Origin of the sequence: Arboricoccus pini (assembly GCF_900187945.1) — a bacterium.
Taxonomy (GTDB): domain Bacteria; phylum Pseudomonadota; class Alphaproteobacteria; order Geminicoccales; family Geminicoccaceae; genus Arboricoccus; species Arboricoccus pini.
Window position 1 is genome coordinate 26,482 of record NZ_FYEH01000011.1, and the last position, 19,303, is coordinate 45,784.

The following is a 19,303-nucleotide window of genomic DNA, read 5'->3' on the forward strand; positions in this document are numbered from 1 at the left end:
CGGGCAAGTTCGTCGATCGATCGAGAATGATAGACATCGCCGTCTTGGTCGATGTCCATACCGTCGATTCGTGCTTTCGCACCAGAATCCGCGTTAGCACGAATCTTAGTCACGAACGAGAGGCAGGCTCGAGTGACGGTTTCGCCCGCGACTTGGTGGGCATCGTTCGTTTCGTGCTTTCGAGGATTGTTTGGTTAGAAGGTTATGAGAGTCTTAGAGATAGGATGTTAACGCTCTGGTATCGTCATGAAAAATATGGATAAAAGACTTCTTTGACGACTCGAAGGCACGAATCTCATGGGGCAAAACCACGAATCAGCCTGACGGTCAAAGCACGAACGGGCCTTCCTGATCGCACGAAGAGGAAGCTCAGGAACCCTGCGCTGCTGGGCCAGGGTTACGGGGTGTGAAAGCACGAAAAGTCTGCCATCTCCCGACCCTTCGTGCTTTCGCACCGATATGTGGGCTTACCAATCCGTAAAGACGGAACGAGGCGGCGGTAAGCCCTGTCCTGTTATCGAAGTCCGTTCTTTGCCCTGCGGGCTCGAAGGAGAAGCAAGACGATGCTTAGACGAATGGTCGACATGGTTGCCACCCGGCGCCGGCCATCCCGACCCAGCGGGTCGAACCGGACCTATTACAATGCCCCGCATCTGGGCCTCGATGGCCATATGGATTATCGAAGCCGGATTGTTGGCTTCGAGGCCCTCTATCCTTATCTGGCCGGCCAGAGCGTCCTGGATCTTGGTTGCGCCGAAGGCCTTATCCTCGACCATCTCCTGCCGGCGGGCCCCGCGTCGATCCATGGCGTGGACAACAGCCAGCACCGTATCGAGGCGGCGCGTCGGCTTTTCACCGACCCTCGCCTGCGCTTCGACGTGGCCGACCTCAACGATCCCACTTGCTTTCAGTCGTCGAGCTTCGCGGCCCGCTATGACGTTGTGATGATCCTTGGGGTTTATCAGCATTTGCTGGCCGAGCGCCGTGCCCAGATGCTGGCCGAGGCCCTGGCGCGCTGTGGCTCCACCTTTATCCTCCGGCTGCCGCGCATACACGCTGACCTCGATGCTGGCGCCGTCGCGCAACATGCGGGCTTCGCGCCAAAGGCCCGCTTCGAGCGTCCAGGTGGCGACCTACAGGTCTTCGCGCGCGCCCCAGGCTGAACCGGCCCCTCATTCGTAAAATTGGTGTTTCAAGCTATTCTCGGGCACACCGGCATTGAGCGAACTCAAGCGGAGGCTCCTTGCGCATTCTTCTGATCGAGGACGACACCAAGACCGCTGATTTCGTCCGCGCTGGGCTCGAAGAGGCTGGCCATACCATCGAGTGGGCGCAAACCGGTAATGACGGCCTGTTCCTAGCGACGACCGAGGCCTTCGATGTGCTGATCGTTGATCGCCTGCTGCCGGCCCTGGACGGACTGACGATCGTCAAGATGCTGCGCGCCGGTGAAGTCCGGACGCCCGTCTTATTCCTCAGCACGCTGGCCGGCATCGACGATCGCGTCAGCGGGCTGGAGGCCGGCGGCGATGATTATCTGGTCAAGCCGTTCGCCTTTTCCGAGTTGCAGGCGCGGGTGAACGCGCTGAGCAGGCGTCCCTCGCTGGTCGACGTGCCTAGTCTTTTGCGGGCCGGGCATATCGAGATGGATCTGGCCAGGCGGCAAGTGCGCTATCGCGGCCGGCGGATCGACCTGCAGCCGCGCGAGTTCCGGCTGCTCGAATATCTCCTGCGCAACGCCGATCGCGTGGTCACGCGCACGATGCTGTTGGAGCATGTCTGGGATTTCAGTTTCGATCCCAAGACCAGCCTGGTCGAGACCCATATCAGCCGTTTGCGTGGCAAGATCGACAAGGATCACGGGCACGAACTGATCGAGACGGTCAGGGGTGCCGGTTACTGCCTACGTGCCGCCCTTTAGCTTCATCCGCTCGGCCACTTTCCGCATCGTTCTGATCGGCGTCGCCCTCTTCCTTTGCGCCCTCACCCTCGTCTTCAGCGCCACTTATATCTTCACCGCCCGCGAGCTTTTGCGCATGCTGGACGACGACATCATCTCCGAGATGTCGGAACTGGACACGCAGGCGGCGGCCTCGGGCCTGCCGGCGATCCGTGCCGCCGTCGAGCTGCGCATGAATGATCCCGCCGGCTCGACTGGCTACTACACACTGATCGATGCCAGCGATCATCTCCTTCTCTCGAACCTGCCGTTGGCCCAGCCGCGAGACGGCTGGTTCGACCTCCTCCTACCCCATGAACGAGGCGCGCCCGAAACCATCCGGGTCGAAGGCAAGCGGCTGGCCGGCAATTTGTTTCTGGCGATTGGCCGCTCGCGCGCCGACATCGACACGATTCGCGCTATCTTCGTGCGTAACTTCCTGATCTGCGTGGCAGCAACCATCCTCTTGACCCTGGCCGCAAGTTCGCTCTTCGTCAGCCGCATCCTCAGGCGGGTTGAGGGCATCAACCACGCGGTTGACGAGATCATGGGCGGGGATCTCAGCCGCCGCGTGCCGACAGGGCGGCGCACCGACGAGTTCGACGAACTGGCGCTCCGGCTGAACGCCATGCTCGACCGCATCACGGCCTTGATGAGCCAGGTAAGGCAGGTGTCGGACGATATCGCTCATGATCTGCGCACGCCGCTGGCACGCCTGCGTCAGGAACTCTATCTTGTGCGCCGCAGGGCAGGCACGATGGCCGATTATGAGGGCGCCGTCGATGCGGCGATCGAGGAGGCTGATGCGATCATCGCCACCTTCGCCTCCCTTCTGCGCATCGCCCAGGTGGAGGCGGGTGCCAGGCGGGCGGGTTTTCGCCGTGTCGATCTCTCGGAACTGGCCGAGGCCATGGTCGAGAGCTATACGCCCGTGGCCGAGGACCGCCAGCAGATCCTGGAAGCGGAGGTACGGCCGGGCCTCGAGGTGGTGGGCGATCGCGAGCTGCTGGGGCAGATGCTGGCTAATCTCATCGAGAACGCGCTCAACCACGGTCCCAAGGGCGCGCGGCTGGACCTGCGGTTGCGCCAGATCAACGGGACGCCCGAGTTGTGCATGATCGATGACGGGCCCGGCATCCCGACCGAGATGCGCGGCGAGGTATTCAAGCGATTCGTCAGGCTCGACAAGAGCCGCGGCAAGGGTGGCACCGGGCTGGGCCTCAGCCTCGTTCGTGCTATCGCCGATCTCCATGGGCTCGAGGTGAGGCTCGAGGACGCCTGGCCTGGCCGGCTTCCGCCCGGGCTCTGCGTTCGCGTCCGCTTCGGCGAGGCCCGCCCGCCGTCGCCCGGCGCCGACGACCCCCGCCAATCGCCTGTGCCCGGCAAATCCTCTATGGTCAGGGGCCTGACCCCAAACGGCAGCCAGAGGATAATATCATGACATCGAACAGCGGCGACGGGCGCTTTCGCTTCCTCCACACGATGGTTCGCGTGCAGGACCTGGAGAAGTCCTTGGACTTCTATACGCGACTCCTCGGCATGAAGCTCCTGCGGCGCAAGGACTATCCCGAGGGCCGCTTCACCCTGGCCTTTGTCGGCTACGGCCCCGAGGATTCGCATGCGGTCATCGAATTGACCCATAATTGGGATCAGGACCGGCCCTATGATCTGGGTACCGGCTATGGCCACGTGGCGCTGGGCGTGCGGGACATCTACGCCATCTGCGCGGAACTCGAGAAGGCGGGTGCCAATATTCCGAGGAAACCCGGGCCGATGAAGCACGGCACCACCCATATTGCCTTCGTCGAGGATCCCGACGGCTACAAGATTGAACTCATCGACCTTAGCACCAGGGACTGAGACCCGGCCTCTTTCTTGCGTGCGTGACCGGGTCAAGGCTGGCGACGCGCCAGCCTATCTTTATCGATAGCGGGGCGTCTTGGATGTTGCGATTGGGGTTCGTCGGTACAGGTGCGCTCAGCGAGGCGGTGGTGAAGGGCCTGCAATCTTTGCCCGGACAGCGCCAACCCATACTTCTCTCGCCGCGCTCGGCCGCGATCTCGACGGCGCTGGCTGCGGCCTACCCGCTGGTGACGCGGGCCGAGAGCAACCAGGAGGTCGTGGACGGCAGCGACATCGTCTTCCTGGCCGTGCTGCCGCGCCAGCTCAGGGAGGTGGCGACCAGCCTGCGCTTTCGGCCTGAGCAGACGGTGATCAGCCTTGTGGCCGGCGTGATGCTGGCTGAACTCGCCGATTATGTGGCGCCGGCGCGAACGATCTGCCGGGCCATCCCCCTTCCCCCCATCCGCTTCAAGCGCGGTCCCATCCTGCTCTATCCGCAGATCGAGCCGGCCCTCTCGGTGATGGCCCCTCTGGGCGACGTCGTGCCGCTCGATTCCGAGGCGGCGATGGTCAAGCTCACCAGCGCCACCGCGCTGATGTCCAGCTTCTTCGAGGCGCAGAACACGGTTGTCCACTGGCTGCGGACGCAGGGCTTGGAGGAAGGCACGACCACGTCCTTCGTCCGCTCGCTCTTCGACGGGCTCTCGACCCTGGCGCAGCACGAGGAACAGGCCGGTCATCCCCTGATCCCAGCCGAGCACGAGACCAAGGGCGGCCTGAACGAGAGCGTGCGGCGCTATCTCCTGGACAAAGGCTGGTTTGCCGAGTTGCAGGCGGCTCTCGACCATGTGGCACGCCATCGCCTCACCTGAAGGCTTGGCGGGATCTGCATCTGGCCCTGCTGTGCCTTCAATGGGTCAAGGCAGGACCTGTCAGGGCACGCCGATGGCGCGGCCCATGCTGCCGCGCGAATCGTGCGCGCCGAAAAGTGTGGCGCCGGCGGCCGGCGCCTGTCCGAGCGGCAGCGAGTTCGCCGCGTTGCCGGGGCTCGCTTTCGTCAGCGTGGGGGCCCCCGTGACGATCGCCTCGGCCATGCCCCAAGGCGCGCTGTCGGTGAAATGATGGCCGCGCTGCTCGAGGATCGCTCGCGTGTCGGGTGAGAGAGCGAAGGGTTCGAGATAGACAGTGTCGGGCAGCCATTGCTCATGCAGCCGGGGAGCGTCGATGGCCTCCTGCACGCTCATGCCGTGATCGACCATGTTCAAGATGGCAAGGAGCGTGATCGTGATGATGCGGGCACCGCCCGGGCTGCCCAGGACGAGCTTGAGGGTACCGTCCTTGGTGACGATGGTGGGCGACATCGAGCTCAGGGGTGTCTTGCCTGGGGCGATGGCGTTGGCCTCGCCCTGGACCAGGCCATAGGCATTGGGGGTCCCGGGCTTGGTCGTGAAATCGTCCATCTCGTTGTTCATGAAGATGCCGGTCGAGCCGGCGATCTTGGCGATGCCGAACCAGGAATTGAGCGTGTAGGTCACGGCCACGGCCATGCCGTCCTTGTCGACGATCGAATAATGCGTCGTGTTGGACCCCTCATGCTGCGGTGTGGCCGGGCCCAGATCCCGGGATGGCGTGGCGCGCAAGGGGTCGATGGTAGCGCGCAACTTGGCAGCATAGAGCGGGTCCAGCAGCAAGGATGTCGGATTGTCGACGAAGTCGGGATCGCCCAGCTGTGTGTTGCGGTCGACATAGGCGCGCCGCATGGCCTCGATCAGGAAATGCACCTCGGGTGCCGAGCGATAGCCCAGTGCCGCCAGGTCGTAGCCGCCAAGGATGTTCAAGGTCTCGCAGATCGCGACACCACCCGAGCTGGGTGGCGGCGGCGCAATGACATGATAACCGCGATAGTCGCAGGTGATGGGCTCGAACTCGCGAACTTTGTAGGTGGCGAAATCGGCCTCGCTCAAGATCCCGCCGCCGGCTCGCGCGGCGGCCACGATCGCCTTGCCGATCGGCCCCTCGTACATGGCGGCCTCGGGTCCGTTCAGGGCGATCGCCTCGAGCGAGGCCGCCAGAGCGGGCTGGACCAACCTCTCGCCCGGCTGACGCGGGCGGCCTGCCTGGTCGAGCAGCAGGCTGGAGGCCGACGGATCGCGCGCCAGGCGGCTGGCGGCGGTGCTGGTGATGGCGACATCGCCGGGTGCGAGCTCGAACCCGTCACGTGCTAGCGCGATGGCTGGCGCCATCAAGGTCGCGCGCGGCAAGCTGCCGAAATGGCTGCTGGCATACTCGAGACCGGCCGGCGTTCCAGGGACGCCCACGGCCAGCCAGGAATTCTCCGAGGCGCCGGGAACGAGATTGCCCGCGCGGTCAAGAAACATGCCGCTGGTGGCCGCAAGCGGCGCCTTCTCGCGGAAATCGATGAAATGCGCCTGGCCGTCCGGGAGGCGCAGGGTCATGAAGCCGCCGCCGCCCAGATTGCCGGCGGCCGGCATGACGACGGCCAGCGCATAGCCGACGGCCACGGCCGCATCGACGGCGTTGCCGCCCTGCCGCAGGATGTCGGCACCCACCTGCGAGGCCAGATGCTGGGCGGTGACCACCATGCCCTCGCGCCCGGCGATCGGAGCGGGTGACGCCGCCACGGCCGGCAGTGCGAGGACGAGGCAGGCTGTGAAGGCCGCGAGCGGCGCCAGGCAACGTCGCTGCATGCGAATCTCCAGGTCAGGAACCTTCTCGGACCGACGTTTTGCCCGGCAGGAGCCGCAGGCAACTGACACCGGCGGCGCCGGCGGCGACGATGGCGGCGACGACCAGGGTCAGGACAAAGCCGCCCTCGCCGCCATGCGCGAGGATAAGGGCCGTACAGGCGGCACCCGTCGTCTGGCCCAGCATGCGCGCCGTGCCCAGCATGCCGCTGGCGGCCCCGCTGCGCTCGATCGGTGCGGCTGCGATCATCGCCCGGTTGTTGGGGGATTGGAAAAGGCCGAACCCTGCCCCGCATAACCCCATCCGCCAGACGATGTCGAACGGGGCGGCATGGGGTGGCAGGACCGCCAGGAGGCCAAGGCCGATCGCCAGCATGACCAGCCCGCAGCCGCCAAGGAGCCCGGCCGGGTAGCGATCCGCAAGGCGTCCAGCCAGGATCGCCGCAAGGCCGGTCATCGTCGGCCAGGGTGTCATGAGCAATCCCGTCATCACCTCGCTCTGCCCGAGCGGGCCCTGGATGAAGAAGGGCAGCGCCACGAAGGCCATCGTCAGGGCGCCGAAGGAGCAGATCGAGGTCAGGACGGACATCCGGAAGACTGGAATCTTGAAGAGGTCGATCGGGACCAGAGGGGGTTCGAGCTGGCGCTGGCGGCGGAAGAGGAGGAATCCCGCCACGAGGAGGAGCAGGACGACAAGGGTGGTCAGGCCGAAGCCCTGACTATGGGCAATCGCGTCGATCGAGCCGATGAAGAGGCTGAGAGTCAGGACATAGAGTCCAGCACTGAGCGGATCGAGGCGTCGATCCTTATGGCGGGGCGTGATCGGCAAGGTGCGTGACGCCAGAAGGGAGAACAGGCCCAAGGGCACGTTGACCAGGAACAACCAGGGCCATGGTCCGATCGCCAGCAGCGAGGAGGCGAGTGTCGGGCCGATGGCGCTCGAGGTGGCCACGACCAGGGCGATCATGCCGATGCCGCGCCCTAGAAGTGCGCGCGGATAGACGAAACGGGTTAGGGCGACGTTGACGCTGAGGATACCAGCAGCACCCACGGCCTGGACGCCGCGCGCCAGCGTCAGCGTCTCGACCGAGCGGGTCAGCGCGCAGGCGAGCGAGGCCGCGGTGAAGATGACGACGCCTGTGCGCGAGATGAGGCGGTAGCCGACGATCTCGCCCAGCGTCGCCAGCGGCAGGAGCAGCACCATGACGACGAGGAGATAGATCTTGACGATCCAGACCGAGGTTGCCGGGTCCGCGCCCAGGTCATGGCCGATCGACGGCAGGGCGACATTGACGATCGAGCTGTCGAGAACGGAGAGCATCAAGGGCAAAGCGATGGCGAGGATGCCCCAGTAACGCTGCGGCAAAGGCAGGCCATCTTCCGTAGCCATATCGAGCGTCGCCTCCTTTGCCGATCACTTGGCCTTCACTGCCTGCCAGGCTGCCGTGTCGTCAAGGCACGCCAAGCTGGCATGAATTTCGCTTCTGGCTCGCTGACGTATCAGACAGCGAGGCGGTGCAGCATGATCGTGAGAGCGCGCCACATTGCGCAGAAAGCCGTGCGCCAGTGCCACCGGGTCGCCGCCGTGGTCCATGACTGGATCATGGAGCTGGAGGTGGAAGACCGGGGGCATGGCCGGCATTAATCAGGTCTGCCGGGGTACCGGCGGCTTGGACGGGGTCGCGCGGGATACGGAGCGCAGCGTCTACTTCCCTTTTAGCTGACAAAGGCGGCGATCGTCGGCAGGTCATCCCCATCGCTCGCGCTCGGAGTGAATGAATCTGGCGGCCGACGGCGACGTCGTCGATCCGGCTTCTTTCGCGGATACATGCTGCCAATTCTGACGGCCATCAGCTTGAGCTACGGAAGGTCGCGATCGGGACCGTCGACTTCACCTTCCTGTTCGGCTTGAAGCGTTCGGCCATGGCGGCGTGGCGGCCATCAGATGCTGGCGCCTCGCCCTCTCGCCGGCGCCTGCCATGTGCATATGAATGCAAAAAGTGCAGCCCTTGATCAATGAGGTGCCGATCTCCGCGCACCTTGATGAGGCTACTTATCAGCCTCGCGGCGCTGTCGTCGCGACTGGGCTCCACTGACGGCGTCCTGATCGGGGCGCTTTCGCCAGATATCCTAATCTGTCGTAGGGGCCGGTTCAGCTTTTTGGGCGCTGAACGCAGGCAGAGCTGCCCAATCTTTCCGATGTGACTCCCACCTACCATCTTTCAACAATTACGAAATTCGGGCCAGAACGATCACAAAAGATCATATTTCTGATTGACCGTGATCGTTTGTTCGCGCATCAACCGCGCCAGCGAGCGGGGACGTCAATGAAGCTCAACAGGCAGGCGGCATTGCGTCGCCATCTTTATCTGGATGAAGCGGTAAGTGTCGCCGACCTGGCGCAGCGCATCGGTGCGTCCTTGGCAACGGTGCGGCGCGACCTGCAGGAACTGGAAGCGCAGGGCGTGGTGGCGCGTTCGCATGGCGGTGCTAGGCTGCTTCAGGGAGCTGCCACCGAGCTTGCCTTCAGGCTGCGTGAGCAGCAGCGGCTCGACGCCAAGAAGGCAATCGCCCTTGCCGCCTACGCCCTGATCCGCCCGCAATCGACCATTTTTCTTGATGCCGGCACGACCGTGCTCCAGCTGGCCCGGCAAATTCGCCTGGATCCGATCCCGCTTACGATCGTCACCAACGGCTTGCCCGTGGCGCAGGAACTGGTCGAAGTCGAAGGGATCAAGGTCATCATGCTGGCGGGCCAGATCCGCGATGAGAATCTGTCGCTGATCGGCCCGTTGGCCGAGGCTACCCTGGAACGGCTGCATGTCGATCAACTCTTTTTGGGTGCTTCGGCCATCGCCGACGACCTCAATATCTACGGCCGCGACATGACCGAGGCGCGCCTGAACGAGCGCATGCTGGCCCATGCGAGTGATCGCCTGCTCCTGGCGGACGCCGCTAAATTCGGCTGCCACGACAGCTATCTCGTGGCCCCGCTCTCGAGCGTCGGTCAGATCGTTGTGGACGCGGCCCTGTCGACTGTATGGCGATCGCGGATCGCGGAGGCTGGCATCGGTCTCGTCGAGGCGAGTGGAGCAGCCGAGGCATGAGCGAGATCCCGTTGGTCCTGGGTCTCGACAGCGGCGGCAGCAAGACGCTCGCGGCCGTGGCCGACCCGGCCGGCGGGATCGTCATGTTGGCGATGGCGGGTGGGACAGGCGCCCTCGATCGGCCGGATTGGGACGACGTGCTGGCCGGCCTCTTGCGGCGCTGCCTGCGGCCGGGACTGGTGGCAGCCGCGCTCGGGCTTTCCTCCTTCGGCGAGGTTGAGGCCTCGACGGCGCGTCAGACGGCCCTGGTCCAGGACCTACTGCCCTGCCCCGCTTTGCTGCGTCATCCAGCTCTCCTGCGCAACGATGTCGAGATCGCCTTCCATGGCGCCTTCGCCGGCGGTCCCGGCATTCTCCTCCTGGCCGGCACGGGCTCGATGGTGTGGGCGGGTGCGGCCGACGGCACCCGGATTCGTGTCGGTGGCTGGGGCGACCTCTTCGGCGACGAGGGAAGTGCCTATTGGATCGGCCGCGAGGCGCTCGCCCGGGCCGCCATGGCGCTGGATGGCCGACAGGACGGCAGGGCCTTCGCCAGCGCCGTTCTCGCGGCGATCGGTGCCGAGGCCGTCGACGCCAGAGAAGGCGGCGCGCTGCTGGATTGGGCCTATGGCCTGGATCATCGCCGCCCGGCCATCGCCGCCCTCGCCCGCACGGTGGATGCAGAGGCCGTCAAAGGCGATTTGCTCGCCCGCGATCTCCTGGCGGCGGCGGCCGATCATCTAGCCATGCATGTGGCGGCGGCCCGGCGCCGACTACCTGGCGGGGCAACGCTTCCCTGGAGCCTCGCCGGCGGTCTTTTCGACAGCAAGACGTTGACCGACCTCGTGGTCCAGCGGATCGGCAGGGATCCGCTCCCCGCTCGTCTGCCGCCTCTGGGTGGCGCTCTGCTAGCGGCCGCTCGCGCCGCCGGCTGGCCGATCGACGACGGCTGGATCGAGCGCGTGCGGGCATCCCTTCTCCAAGCCCGTCCAACCTGAACTTCAAGCTGCGGAAACGAACCATGCGTCGCTCCAAACTGCTTCGCGCCATGCCAATGGCGGCCATGCTGCTTCTCACCGCGGCTGGCGGTGTCCTGCCGGCCGCGGCCATCGCCGCCGACGCTCAACCTTATGCGGGCCAGACGATCACGGTGATCCTGCCGCCCTGGGGCACGCTGCCCAAGGCGCTGCTGGACGACTTCACCGCCAAGACGGGCGTCAATGTCGACCTTCAGACCCTGGGCTGGGACGATATCCGCACCAAGATCGTGACATCCATGGTGGCGGGCACGGCACCGGCCGACGTCACCGACGTCGACTGGTCCTGGGTCGGCCAGTTTGCCGCCGCCAACTGGTACCTGCCGCTCAACGACGTCGTCGCGAAAGACGTGCTGAGCGACCTGCCGGCCGCCCCCAATTTCACCGTCGACGGGAAGCTGGTGGCGGTTCCCTACAACAATGATTTCCGGATTTTGATCGTCAATGGCGCGCATCTGAAGGCGGCCGGCATCACCAGCCTGCCCAAGACGCCGGACGAGCTCCTGACGGCGGCGCGCGCCATCAAGGCCAAGGGCATCGCGACCTATCCGCTGGCCCTGCCGCTCTCCGCCAGCGAGGGCACATCGACCGCCTGGTATCTGCTCACCAAGGCCTTTGGCGGCGATCTCTTCAACAAGGACATGCAGCCCGCCTTCACCGATCCACAATCGGGCGGCTACAAGGCCCTGGCCTTCGAGCTGCAGGCCTTGAAGGAGGGCCTGATCGATCCCGCCATGACCGGCATGACGGATGTGCAGCTCCAGCAGCTTTTCGCCGACGGCAAGGTAAGCATCGATCTCGCGGGCTGGGCCGGCAACCCTTCGGTCTATGCCGACAAGAGCAAGTCCAAGGTGGCCGACGCGGTGGCAACCGGGCTCGTGCCGAACGTCAGCGGCAAGAGCCGCAGCTACGCCTTGCCCGAGGGTCTGGGCATTCCGATTTCCGCCCCGCATAAGGAGGCGGCCCGTCTCTTCGTTGCCTGGTGGACGCAGCCCGACACGCAGCAAGCCGTCTATGCCGCTCTCGGCGATCTGCCGACACTGACCTCGGCTCTTCAGGCCTTGAACAAGGAGGGCAAGCTCGTGGGCGGCGATACACTCCTGGCGCAGACACCGTTCCTCGAGCCCTTGTTCCCGGCCGGTGCGCCTGCCTGGTACGCGGAGTTCAGCAGCGCGGTCTCGACGACGATCAACCAGGCGGCCAAGGGTCAGCTGGGTCTGGAAGAAGCGATCGCCGCTATTGCCAAGGGTGCCAGGGAGGCTATGGAGCCCTGATGCCGGCGGCAGCCAGGACGGTCGGCCGGCCAGCGCGAGGTCTTGGCGGCAGCGATGCCAGGCTCGGCTGGCTGCTCGTAGCGCCGCTCGCTATCGTCATGCTGGCCTTGGTCTTCGTGCCGCTCGGTATGACGCTCATCGACAGCCTCTACCGCGTCGATCCGATGCGCGCGGCCCAGCCCTTCATCGGCTTGCGGCACTATGTCGACCTCGCGGCCGACACGAATGTGCGGACGAGCGCGCTCAACACGCTTGCCCTGGTTGCCATCTGCGTCGTGCTGGAGACGGTGGGGGGCATCGCTGCCGCCCTCCTTTTGCAGCGCATCGAGAAAGGCCGCATGTGGCTTCTCGCGGCCTTGATCGTGCCCTGGGCCTTGCCGCCGGTGGTCAATGCCCTGGTCTGGCTCTGGATCTACCATCCAAGCGTGGGCCTTTTGAACAATCTGCTGCTTTCAGCCGGCCTGATCAGCCACAAGGTCGTCTGGTTTAACGACAGGGCCACCGCCCTCTTCCTCGTCGCGGTCGTCCATGTCTGGCGCATGCTGCCCTTGACCGCGATCATCGTCCTGGCTGCCCTCCAGGCTATCCCGACCGATCTTTATGAGGCCGCCAGGCTGGACGGTGCCGGACCGGTGCGCAGCTTCTTGACCATCACGCTGCCCTTGATAGCCGGCGGCCTCGGCATCGCGATGACGCAATCCACGGTCTTTGCCTTCAACCTGTTCGACGAGGCCTGGATCCTGGCCGGTGCCAGCCTGGACACGCGAACGGTCCTGATCCAGGTCTACATGTCGGCCTTCCAGCAGCTCCACTTCTCCTACGGCATGGCGCTCTCGGTCCTGCTCATGCTGGCCTCGCTGGCCGTCTCGATCTTCTACGTCCTTGGCGTCTATCGCGAGACGAGGATCGATTGATGCGCCGCCTTCCCGCCCGCTTGCCGGTCTTCCTGGGCGTTCTGCTCCTCCTTCTCTGGTCGCTCGGGCCGATCTACTGGTCGCTCGTCTCGAGCCTGATGCGGCCAGCCGATCTGGTCGCCGACCCGCCGCATTATCTGCCGCCCGTCTGGACGTTCGAGCATTACGGCAAGCTTTTGGGAGCGACCAGCTCCTATTTCGGCACGGAGATCCAGTCGGTGTGGCCGCAATTCAAGCGGGCCTTGATCAACAGCATCGTTACGTCCGGGGCCGCCACGATCGTGACCGTGCTGCTCGCCGCCCTTGGCGGCTATGCTTTCGCCCGGCTGCGGTTTCCCGGCCGCGACCTCACGTTCGCCCTCATCACGGCAACGCTGGCGATCCCTGCCTATACCGTCATGATCCCCCTCTACCGGATCATGGTGGCGGCCGGTCTCATCGACACCTATCTGGGCGTGACACTGATCTATGCCTCGGCCTTCCTGCCGCTGGCGCTTTGGCTGATGCGCAGCTTCTACGCGGTCCTGCCGGCCTCGCTCGAGGAGGCAGCCGCCCTGGATGGTGCCGGGCGGCTCTACACGCTCTTTCGTATCGTCATGCCGCTGGCGGCCCCGGGACTGATCGCGGCGGCCCTCCTCACGTTTCTCTCCGCCTGGGGGCAGTTCGTCGTCCCCCTCGTTTTCTCGCCGACCTTGGGGACCAAGCCGCTCACCGTGCTGATCCCCGAATTCGTCGGCAAGAACTATGTCGATTACGGGCTCATGAATGCCGCCGGCATGCTCTCGATCATCCCGCCCGTTCTCCTTGTCCTCCTCTTGAACCGCTACCTCATCCGCGGGCTGACCGCGGGTGCCACGAAATGACATCGGAAAAAACCACCATGGCGTTGAATGTCACCGAACGTACGATTTTCGATCAGTTCCCGTTCTGGCGGAATGTGTTGGGCTTCGAGGCGACCCTGACGCCGGGACGAACGCAGATCGTCGTCGGCTGCGGGACGTCCTATCACCTGGCGCAGTCGATTGCCGCCGCCTTGAACGAGAGCGGCACGGGTGCTCTGGCCGTGCCCGGCGGCGAGTGGTCCAGGCGCCATCGGAGCTATTGCCCGGCCAGCGAGGGGCTCGAGGTCATCGCCCTCTCACGCAGCGGCGAATCCACCGAGACGGTTCAGGCAGCGCAGATCAGTCGGCAGGTCGGCGTGCCCGTCACCGCCCTGACCTGTGCCGACGGCAGTCTTTCCAGGAATGCCGACAGCGTGCTCTTCGCGCCTACGCATCCCGAGGAAGGCATCGTCATGACAGCCTCGGCCAGCCTCATGCTGCAGATGGGCCTGATCCAGGCGCGCGTGCCCATGCATGGCGGCACGGTGGAGGCGGCCGAGGAACTCCTGGCCTTGGCCGACAAGCATCTGGCGACGATCATCGAGGGCCGGTCGCATTTCGTCTGCCTCGGCGGTGGCGCGCTCTACGGCGTGGCGCAGGAGGCGACGATCAAGCTGCAGGAGATGAGCCTTTCCTGGACGCAGGCCTATCATCCCATGGAATATCGCCATGGGCCGATTAGCCTGATCGATCAGAGGAGCTTCGTCGCCATGCTCTATCATCCCGACACGGCCGACGAGGAGGCGCGCATCGCCAGCGAACTGCGCGCGAAGGGCGCCTTCGTCCTGGGCCTTGGCGGTCCCGGCGATCTTTCCCTGCCGGTCAGCGTTCCCGCCAGTGTCCGTCCCCTCGTCTATCTGCCGACGCTGCAATTGCTGGGCGAGCGGGTGGCACAGATGAAGGGGCTCGACAGCACGGCGCCTCGTCATCTGCAGAAGGTCGTCGTTCTCTCCTGAGTTGCCTTCGCGGTCGTCCTGCATCGCCGTATGCCCTGTGCCGGCATGCCGGGCCACTGAGCGGTCAGTGTCGGGCGGCGGCAAAGCCCGCGAAGCTGGGCCTCACCGTCTGATAGAGGGCACGAAAGGCGGCCAGGCGCTCGCGATAGGGCTCGACCAGATGGCGCTCTGGCTCGACCAGCCTTTTCAAGCGCGGCTGCCGAAGCGTCGTCTCAGGATCGCCGCCGGCTGCCAGTCTGGCCAGCCGCGCCGCACCGAAGGCGGGCCCGGCCTCGGCCGATTCCAGGAGGCGGATCGGCATATCCAGGACGGCCGCCAGAATGCGCGCCCAGAGAAGACTTCGCGCGCCACCGCCGATGAAGCCCGCCTGCTCGGGCCGGCGTGCCACGCTGCAGACGGCATCCAGGCAGTCCGCGATCGTGAAGGCCACGCCTTCTAGGGCCGCCAGGACGAGCGATGATCGCGGCGTGCCGCCATCCAGGCCGAAGATCACTCCCCTTGCATCGGGATCGTTGTGCGGCGTGCGCTCGCCCGCGAGATAGGGCAGGAAGATGAGGCTGGACGGGCCATTGAACGCGGCCTCGGCCTCGGCCAGGAGGACTCTGACGTCGCGTTCGCCCAAAAGGCCGGCCACGAAGCCCAGGACACTGGCGCCGTTCAGCATCGCCCCCATCTGGTACCAAGTGGCCGGCAAAGCGTGCGCGAAGGCGTGCACATAGGCGCCCGGCGCCGGCCGATGGGCGCTGGCCGCCAGGAAGAATTGGCCCGATGTGCCGAGCGAGACCAAGGCATCGCCGTCACGCACGGCGCCGATGCCGACGCCGCCCACGGCGGTATCGCCGCCCCCTGCGGCGATCACGACGTCATGCTCCATGCCAAAGCGTGCGGCCAGGGCGGGCCGCAGCCTGCCTGCCTTGGCCGATGCCTCCAGGATCGGCGGCAGGATCGCCATGTCGATGCCTGCAGCGGCCGCCGCCTCGGCGCTCCATTGTCGCGTCGACTGGTCCATGAGCCAGGTGCCGGCCGCGTCCGAGGCGTCCGTCGCAAGCTCGCCCGAGAGCTCGAGCCGGATGAAATCCTTGGGCAGGAGGAGATGGCGGGCAGCGTCCATCAGCGACGGCTGATGGCGACGCAGCCACATGAGCTTGGGTGCCGTGAAGCCCGGCATGGCCGGCACGCCAAGGCTGGCTGCCATCGCCCCTCCAAGCGCTTCAAGCTCGGCTGCTTCCTCCCGCGCCCGGCCATCGTTCCAGAGGATGGCCGGCCCCAGCGGTCGGGCGGCCGCGTCAAGGAGAAGGGATGCGTGCATCTGGCCGGAAAGGCCTATGGCGCGAACCTGCCGCATCGATTCGGGATGGGCCGCGCGCAATTCGTCCAGGGCCCGCAGCATGGCGGCATTCCAACTGGCCGGATCCTGCTCCGACCAGCCCGGCCGTGGCCGGCTTGTGTCGAGCGGAACGGTCACCGCTGCGAGCACCGTCTCGTCCGAATCGACGATGACGGCCTTGAGGCCGGATGTTCCGAGATCGAGACCGATGAAATTGGTCATGACGCCGCAGCCTCCCTTGCGCAGATGCGGTGTAGCCGCTGCGGCATCTCCCTCCAAGACAGATGCTGGCGGGTGGCTCGGCCGCCGGTCGGTGATCATTCCGGGCGTTGCTTCAGCGCCGTGAGGTCGGCCATGATCAAGCCGGCATCGCGCTTGAATTCGGCATTGGGCATGGCCGGGCTGGCGAAAGCGGGTGAGGACATCCGTGGCATCGCCTTGGAACATCATACGCAGCCGTGCCTGGATCTCGGGCAGGCCCGGGCGTGCCACCCGATCATTGAGGATATCCCAGCCGTTCGGCGGGCTGAATTCTAGCGTGGTATGGCCAACTGGCGTTTGCGCCACCCACCCCTTCTCTGCCCGGGCAACTGGCCTTGCGCGAGGCCGGCGCCGGACGGTGAAAGTCTGCAATTGCGAGGCAAAGGCATGAGTGCTGGCAAAGGGCGCGCGATCATCATGCTCAGATGACAGACCGATGGAGGCTCATGCCTCCTGGCTCCGGTCGGCGAGCTGGTCGCGGCTGCTCATCGCTCAATGCCGCCTGTTGAGGTCGCGTAAAAGGCTTAGTAGTCGATCCAGTTCGGTCTCGTTATTGTAGTAATGCGGCGAGGCGCGCACGACGGCCGGCAGATGACGGGCTTGCGCGTCCAGAAGCGTGCTATCGGGTCGCGAGACGTTTACGTTGATGCCGGCATTGCCGGCGCTGGCCATGATTTCGTCGGCCGTCCACCCCGCAACGGTGAAGCTGACAATGGCAGAGGGTTTGGGCCCGAGATCATGGAGCGTGATGCCGGGTACGGCGCGCAGCCCGTCGCGCAATCGCCCGGCGAGGTGCTGACAGCGCTCGGCAATGCCTGCCAGCCCAAGGCCCAGCGCATAGTCGATTGCGGCACCGAGGCCTAAAAAAGCGGCCCAGTCCTTCTCCCAGGTCTCGAAGCGCCGGGCGTCGGCTCGAAGCTCGTAGCGGTCCGGGGCCTTCCAGGGGGCGCCGCCATGATCGATCATGGCAGGCTCGAGATCGTGGCAAAAGCCGGCGCGCACATAGAGAAAGCCAGTCCCGCGGGGCCCGCGGAGAAATTTGCGGCCAGTGCCTGTCAGCATGTCGCAGCCAATCACTTCCACATCGACCGGAAACTGCCCTACCGCCTGGCAGGCGTCCAAAAGATAGGGAATGCCGTGCGCGCGAGCGACAGAGCCCACCTCGGCTGCCGGGTTGACCAAGCCGCCATTGGTAGGCGCCCAGGTGATGGCGATGAGTTTCACGCGCTCGTCAAGCATTTCCGCGAGCGCGGCGGGGTCGAGCACGCCGTCCTGGTCGTCGGGGATGACCTCGATACGCGCGCCGGTTCGCCGCGCCACTTGAAGGAATGCCACGTAATTGGCGGCATATTCGGCCCTGGCTGTCAGGATGCGGTCGCCCGGCCCGAAACTGAGCGCGTAGAATGCGGCCTGCCAGGCGGTGGTGGCGCTTGAAAACAGCGCCACCTCGTCGGCCGTCGCGTTAAGGAGACGAGCGAGACTGTCATAGATTGCCTCGAAGCGGGGTGCCGCTTCCGCTGCCGCCTCGTAGCCGCCGATCTCGCTTTCCCGCCGCAGATGGCCGATCACCGTCTCCAGAACCGGACTCGACAGGAGGCTGGCCCCCGCATTGTTCAGGTGGACTCGCCGGCCCACGCCCGGCGTCGCCGCGCGGATGGCTTCTATAGGCAGGTTCATCGACGTGCGTCCTTGTCATCTGGCCATGGTACCTGGTGACAGATCGGGCGGCGCACGCCAAGACCCAGTCGGCATCGATCGAATGACGACAGCCAACTGACAACAGATACTGGAGAACAAATGACTTCAGTCCAGCCCGGGCTGCCGCCGGCAAGAAGGGGGTACTCGACGCGGATCCGGCTCAGTACGATCCATGATCGGGGCTGTCATCCTCGGCCAAGCACCTGCGCGGTGCTCGGCCGAGCCGGCGGAGCCAGCGTCACCGGTCAATATTGGCGGCGGCCGTCCAGCTCGCGATAGGGCGGCACGTCGATGCCGAAGGCGCGCATCATCTCGATGAAGAGTTCCTTCTTGCCCCAGCCACGCCGTGCCGCTTCCTCCTCGAACCGGTTGCGGATGGTGACGGGCATATTGTTGAACGACATCATGACCCGTTCCTCGCGGCGGATGCGTGAGAGCTCGTCGCTGACAAGGCGCGGACTTTGCGTTGCCAGCTCTTCGAGAGCGGTTCCGACCCGGCGTGATGGCCCCTCCCCTGCCCGTCGTCGGCGCGCAGGCGATGGTGCGACTGCTGGCGGCGTCTCATCCTCGGCATCGAAGGCGCCCAGATCAAGCGGCTTTAGTTTTGCCACGACGGCCTCCCAGAAGTTTGTCGGCCCTGAGGGCCTGGATGAACTCGTGCAGATGACGGGCGGCGGCGCCTTCGGGCAGCTGGCCGGTCGTGTGCATTTCCTTAAAGCCCGTCAGGCTTGGAAGCCCCGCTTTGTAGAGTGGCGCCTCCGCCGTGGTATAGGCCTCACTGACATTGGCCGTCACGCGGGCTGCCGGGTTGTGGTTCATCAGCACAATCTGCACCGCCTTCGGCCGGCCGGAGATCGCCTGTACCTGCTTGATTTTCTTCCAGGTGCGGATAGCGCCGGCCGCGTCGGGGCGGCTGGCCCCGCTCGGGATGAGGACGAGGTCGGCGGCCGCCGCCACGTAGACGATCATCTGGCTGTCGATGCCGGCACTGTCGATCAGGATGACGTCATATTTGGGCCTGAGCCGGTCGACCACCTCGGTGACATTGTCCTCGTTCGTCTCGGCATAGACGTCAAAGCCCGGGTCCGCCAGATCGTGAAAGTCCATGCATGTGTGTTGGCGGTCGGTGTCGATGACGAGCACCTTGTCCCCTGCCCGCGCCAGGACAAGAGCCAGGGCGCAGAGCAGCGTGCTCTTCCCGACGCCACCCTTTTGCTGGATTGCCGCAATAACCTGCGCCATCCTTCTCCTCCATTCTTTGCGCGCAGCCTACCTGAATTCGGCATACAGTAAACTGTCATTAGTTATGTGTCGTCAGCCTATGGGTACAACTGGTGATGCTCCTCGTCCCATGCGGTCGATATACAGTCAACCAAGGTCAGA

The 19,303-nt window shown here is 65.2% G+C and carries 18 protein-coding genes; 12 read left to right on the top strand and 6 right to left on the bottom strand.

Annotated elements, in window-relative coordinates:
* Positions 1 to 563 precede the first annotated feature (563 nt).
* The 5 genes from CFB17_RS14190 (at position 564) to CFB17_RS14210 (ending at position 4,653) form a co-directional block, all read left to right on the top strand.
* On the top strand, positions 564 to 1,163 hold the full coding sequence (locus tag CFB17_RS14190) for a class I SAM-dependent methyltransferase (RefSeq protein WP_088562231.1): 600 nt from the start codon (positions 564 to 566) through the stop codon (positions 1,161 to 1,163).
* An 80-nt stretch (positions 1,164 to 1,243) separates the two neighbouring features.
* A complete protein-coding gene (locus CFB17_RS14195) occupies positions 1,244 to 1,921 on the top strand; it encodes a response regulator transcription factor (RefSeq protein ID WP_088562232.1) in 678 nt (225 codons plus the stop codon).
* Positions 1,890 to 3,380 carry a sensor histidine kinase gene (locus CFB17_RS14200; RefSeq protein ID WP_133063917.1) on the top strand — a complete coding sequence of 497 codons (1,491 nt, stop codon included), beginning with the start codon at positions 1,890 to 1,892 and terminating at the stop codon, positions 3,378 to 3,380. Before CFB17_RS14195 ends, CFB17_RS14200 begins: the two co-directional genes overlap by 32 nt.
* Positions 3,377 to 3,799 carry a lactoylglutathione lyase gene (gloA, locus tag CFB17_RS14205; RefSeq protein WP_088562234.1) on the top strand — a complete coding sequence of 141 codons (423 nt, stop codon included), beginning with the start codon at positions 3,377 to 3,379 and terminating at the stop codon, positions 3,797 to 3,799. The genes CFB17_RS14200 and gloA overlap by 4 nt, the downstream gene beginning before the upstream one ends.
* Positions 3,800 to 3,882: 83 nt before the next feature.
* Complete coding sequence (locus tag CFB17_RS14210) at positions 3,883 to 4,653, top strand: NAD(P)-binding domain-containing protein (protein ID WP_088562235.1); 771 nt, start codon at positions 3,883 to 3,885, stop codon at positions 4,651 to 4,653.
* Between the two features lie 60 nt (positions 4,654 to 4,713).
* Here the strand turns inward: CFB17_RS14210 and ggt are convergent, their stop codons facing one another.
* Together ggt and CFB17_RS14220 are read right to left on the bottom strand one after the other, a co-directional pair.
* Positions 4,714 to 6,489: a gamma-glutamyltransferase gene (ggt, locus tag CFB17_RS14215; RefSeq protein ID WP_088562236.1), complete on the bottom strand. Its 1,776-nt coding sequence runs from the start codon at positions 6,487 to 6,489 to the stop codon at positions 4,714 to 4,716.
* A gap of 13 nt (positions 6,490 to 6,502) precedes the next feature.
* Positions 6,503 to 7,876 (bottom strand): MFS transporter, encoded by a 1,374-nt coding sequence (locus CFB17_RS14220; protein ID WP_088562237.1) that lies wholly within the window; start codon positions 7,874 to 7,876, stop codon positions 6,503 to 6,505.
* 132 nt (positions 7,877 to 8,008) lie between these two features.
* On the opposite strand from CFB17_RS14220, the gene CFB17_RS19845 reads away from it, so the two are divergent.
* The 7 genes from CFB17_RS19845 to CFB17_RS14255 all read left to right on the top strand — a co-directional run bounded on the left by CFB17_RS19845 (position 8,009) and on the right by CFB17_RS14255 (position 14,634).
* A complete protein-coding gene (locus CFB17_RS19845; RefSeq protein WP_279311748.1) occupies positions 8,009 to 8,131 on the top strand; it encodes a hypothetical protein in 123 nt (40 codons plus the stop codon).
* 682 nt (positions 8,132 to 8,813) lie between these two features.
* Positions 8,814 to 9,593, top strand: a complete 780-nt coding sequence (locus CFB17_RS14230; RefSeq protein ID WP_088562239.1) for a DeoR/GlpR family DNA-binding transcription regulator — start codon at positions 8,814 to 8,816, stop codon at positions 9,591 to 9,593.
* Entirely contained in the window at positions 9,590 to 10,570 is a 981-nt protein-coding gene (locus CFB17_RS14235; protein WP_165769628.1) for a BadF/BadG/BcrA/BcrD ATPase family protein, read from the top strand. Before CFB17_RS14230 ends, CFB17_RS14235 begins: the two co-directional genes overlap by 4 nt.
* Positions 10,571 to 10,593: 23 nt before the next feature.
* The gene (locus CFB17_RS14240; protein ID WP_207762107.1) at positions 10,594 to 11,883 is read left to right on the top strand and encodes an ABC transporter substrate-binding protein; all 1,290 of its coding nucleotides are present in this window, start codon (positions 10,594 to 10,596) and stop codon (positions 11,881 to 11,883) included.
* Positions 11,883 to 12,797 (top strand): carbohydrate ABC transporter permease, encoded by a 915-nt coding sequence (locus CFB17_RS14245; RefSeq protein ID WP_088562241.1) that lies wholly within the window; start codon positions 11,883 to 11,885, stop codon positions 12,795 to 12,797. The genes CFB17_RS14240 and CFB17_RS14245 overlap by 1 nt, the downstream gene beginning before the upstream one ends.
* Positions 12,797 to 13,660 (top strand): carbohydrate ABC transporter permease, encoded by an 864-nt coding sequence (locus CFB17_RS14250; RefSeq protein WP_088562242.1) that lies wholly within the window; start codon positions 12,797 to 12,799, stop codon positions 13,658 to 13,660. The genes CFB17_RS14245 and CFB17_RS14250 overlap by 1 nt, the downstream gene beginning before the upstream one ends.
* Positions 13,657 to 14,634 (top strand): SIS domain-containing protein, encoded by a 978-nt coding sequence (locus CFB17_RS14255; protein ID WP_243389892.1) that lies wholly within the window; start codon positions 13,657 to 13,659, stop codon positions 14,632 to 14,634. Before CFB17_RS14250 ends, CFB17_RS14255 begins: the two co-directional genes overlap by 4 nt.
* Before the next feature lie 64 nt (positions 14,635 to 14,698).
* On the opposite strand, the gene xylB is transcribed toward CFB17_RS14255, so the two are convergent.
* From xylB to CFB17_RS14275, 4 genes are all read right to left on the bottom strand, one after another.
* On the bottom strand, positions 14,699 to 16,183 hold the full coding sequence (gene xylB, locus CFB17_RS14260) for a xylulokinase (RefSeq protein ID WP_088562331.1): 1,485 nt from the start codon (positions 16,181 to 16,183) through the stop codon (positions 14,699 to 14,701).
* 531 nt (positions 16,184 to 16,714) lie between these two features.
* Complete coding sequence (locus CFB17_RS14265) at positions 16,715 to 17,899, bottom strand: aminotransferase class V-fold PLP-dependent enzyme (RefSeq protein ID WP_088562243.1); 1,185 nt, start codon at positions 17,897 to 17,899, stop codon at positions 16,715 to 16,717.
* 266 nt (positions 17,900 to 18,165) lie between these two features.
* The gene (locus CFB17_RS14270) at positions 18,166 to 18,531 is read right to left on the bottom strand and encodes a hypothetical protein (protein WP_088562244.1); all 366 of its coding nucleotides are present in this window, start codon (positions 18,529 to 18,531) and stop codon (positions 18,166 to 18,168) included.
* Complete coding sequence (locus CFB17_RS14275) at positions 18,509 to 19,162, bottom strand: ParA family protein (RefSeq protein ID WP_088562245.1); 654 nt, start codon at positions 19,160 to 19,162, stop codon at positions 18,509 to 18,511. The genes CFB17_RS14270 and CFB17_RS14275 overlap by 23 nt, the downstream gene beginning before the upstream one ends.
* Positions 19,163 to 19,303 lie beyond the last annotated feature (141 nt).

Excerpts from the sequence above, each read along its gene's own strand:
- CFB17_RS14255 (WP_243389892.1), top strand. The coding sequence starts at position 13,657 with ATGACATCGGAAAAAACCACCATGGCGTTGAATGTCACCGAACGTACG.
- xylB (WP_088562331.1), bottom strand. The coding sequence starts at position 16,183 with ATGACCAATTTCATCGGTCTCGATCTCGGAACATCCGGCCTCAAGGCC.
- ggt (WP_088562236.1), bottom strand. The coding sequence starts at position 6,489 with ATGCAGCGACGTTGCCTGGCGCCGCTCGCGGCCTTCACAGCCTGCCTC.
- CFB17_RS14250 (WP_088562242.1), top strand. The coding sequence starts at position 12,797 with ATGCGCCGCCTTCCCGCCCGCTTGCCGGTCTTCCTGGGCGTTCTGCTC.
- CFB17_RS14240 (WP_207762107.1), top strand. The coding sequence starts at position 10,594 with ATGCGTCGCTCCAAACTGCTTCGCGCCATGCCAATGGCGGCCATGCTG.
- CFB17_RS14210 (WP_088562235.1), top strand. The coding sequence starts at position 3,883 with ATGTTGCGATTGGGGTTCGTCGGTACAGGTGCGCTCAGCGAGGCGGTG.
- CFB17_RS14245 (WP_088562241.1), top strand. The coding sequence starts at position 11,883 with ATGCCGGCGGCAGCCAGGACGGTCGGCCGGCCAGCGCGAGGTCTTGGC.
- CFB17_RS14220 (WP_088562237.1), bottom strand. The coding sequence starts at position 7,876 with ATGGCTACGGAAGATGGCCTGCCTTTGCCGCAGCGTTACTGGGGCATC.
- gloA (WP_088562234.1), top strand. The coding sequence starts at position 3,377 with ATGACATCGAACAGCGGCGACGGGCGCTTTCGCTTCCTCCACACGATG.
- CFB17_RS19845 (WP_279311748.1), top strand. The coding sequence starts at position 8,009 with ATGATCGTGAGAGCGCGCCACATTGCGCAGAAAGCCGTGCGCCAGTGC.
- CFB17_RS14235 (WP_165769628.1), top strand. The coding sequence starts at position 9,590 with ATGAGCGAGATCCCGTTGGTCCTGGGTCTCGACAGCGGCGGCAGCAAG.
- CFB17_RS14230 (WP_088562239.1), top strand. The coding sequence starts at position 8,814 with ATGAAGCTCAACAGGCAGGCGGCATTGCGTCGCCATCTTTATCTGGAT.
- CFB17_RS14265 (WP_088562243.1), bottom strand. The coding sequence starts at position 17,899 with ATGAACCTGCCTATAGAAGCCATCCGCGCGGCGACGCCGGGCGTGGGC.
- CFB17_RS14275 (WP_088562245.1), bottom strand. The coding sequence starts at position 19,162 with ATGGCGCAGGTTATTGCGGCAATCCAGCAAAAGGGTGGCGTCGGGAAG.
- CFB17_RS14190 (WP_088562231.1), top strand. The coding sequence starts at position 564 with ATGCTTAGACGAATGGTCGACATGGTTGCCACCCGGCGCCGGCCATCC.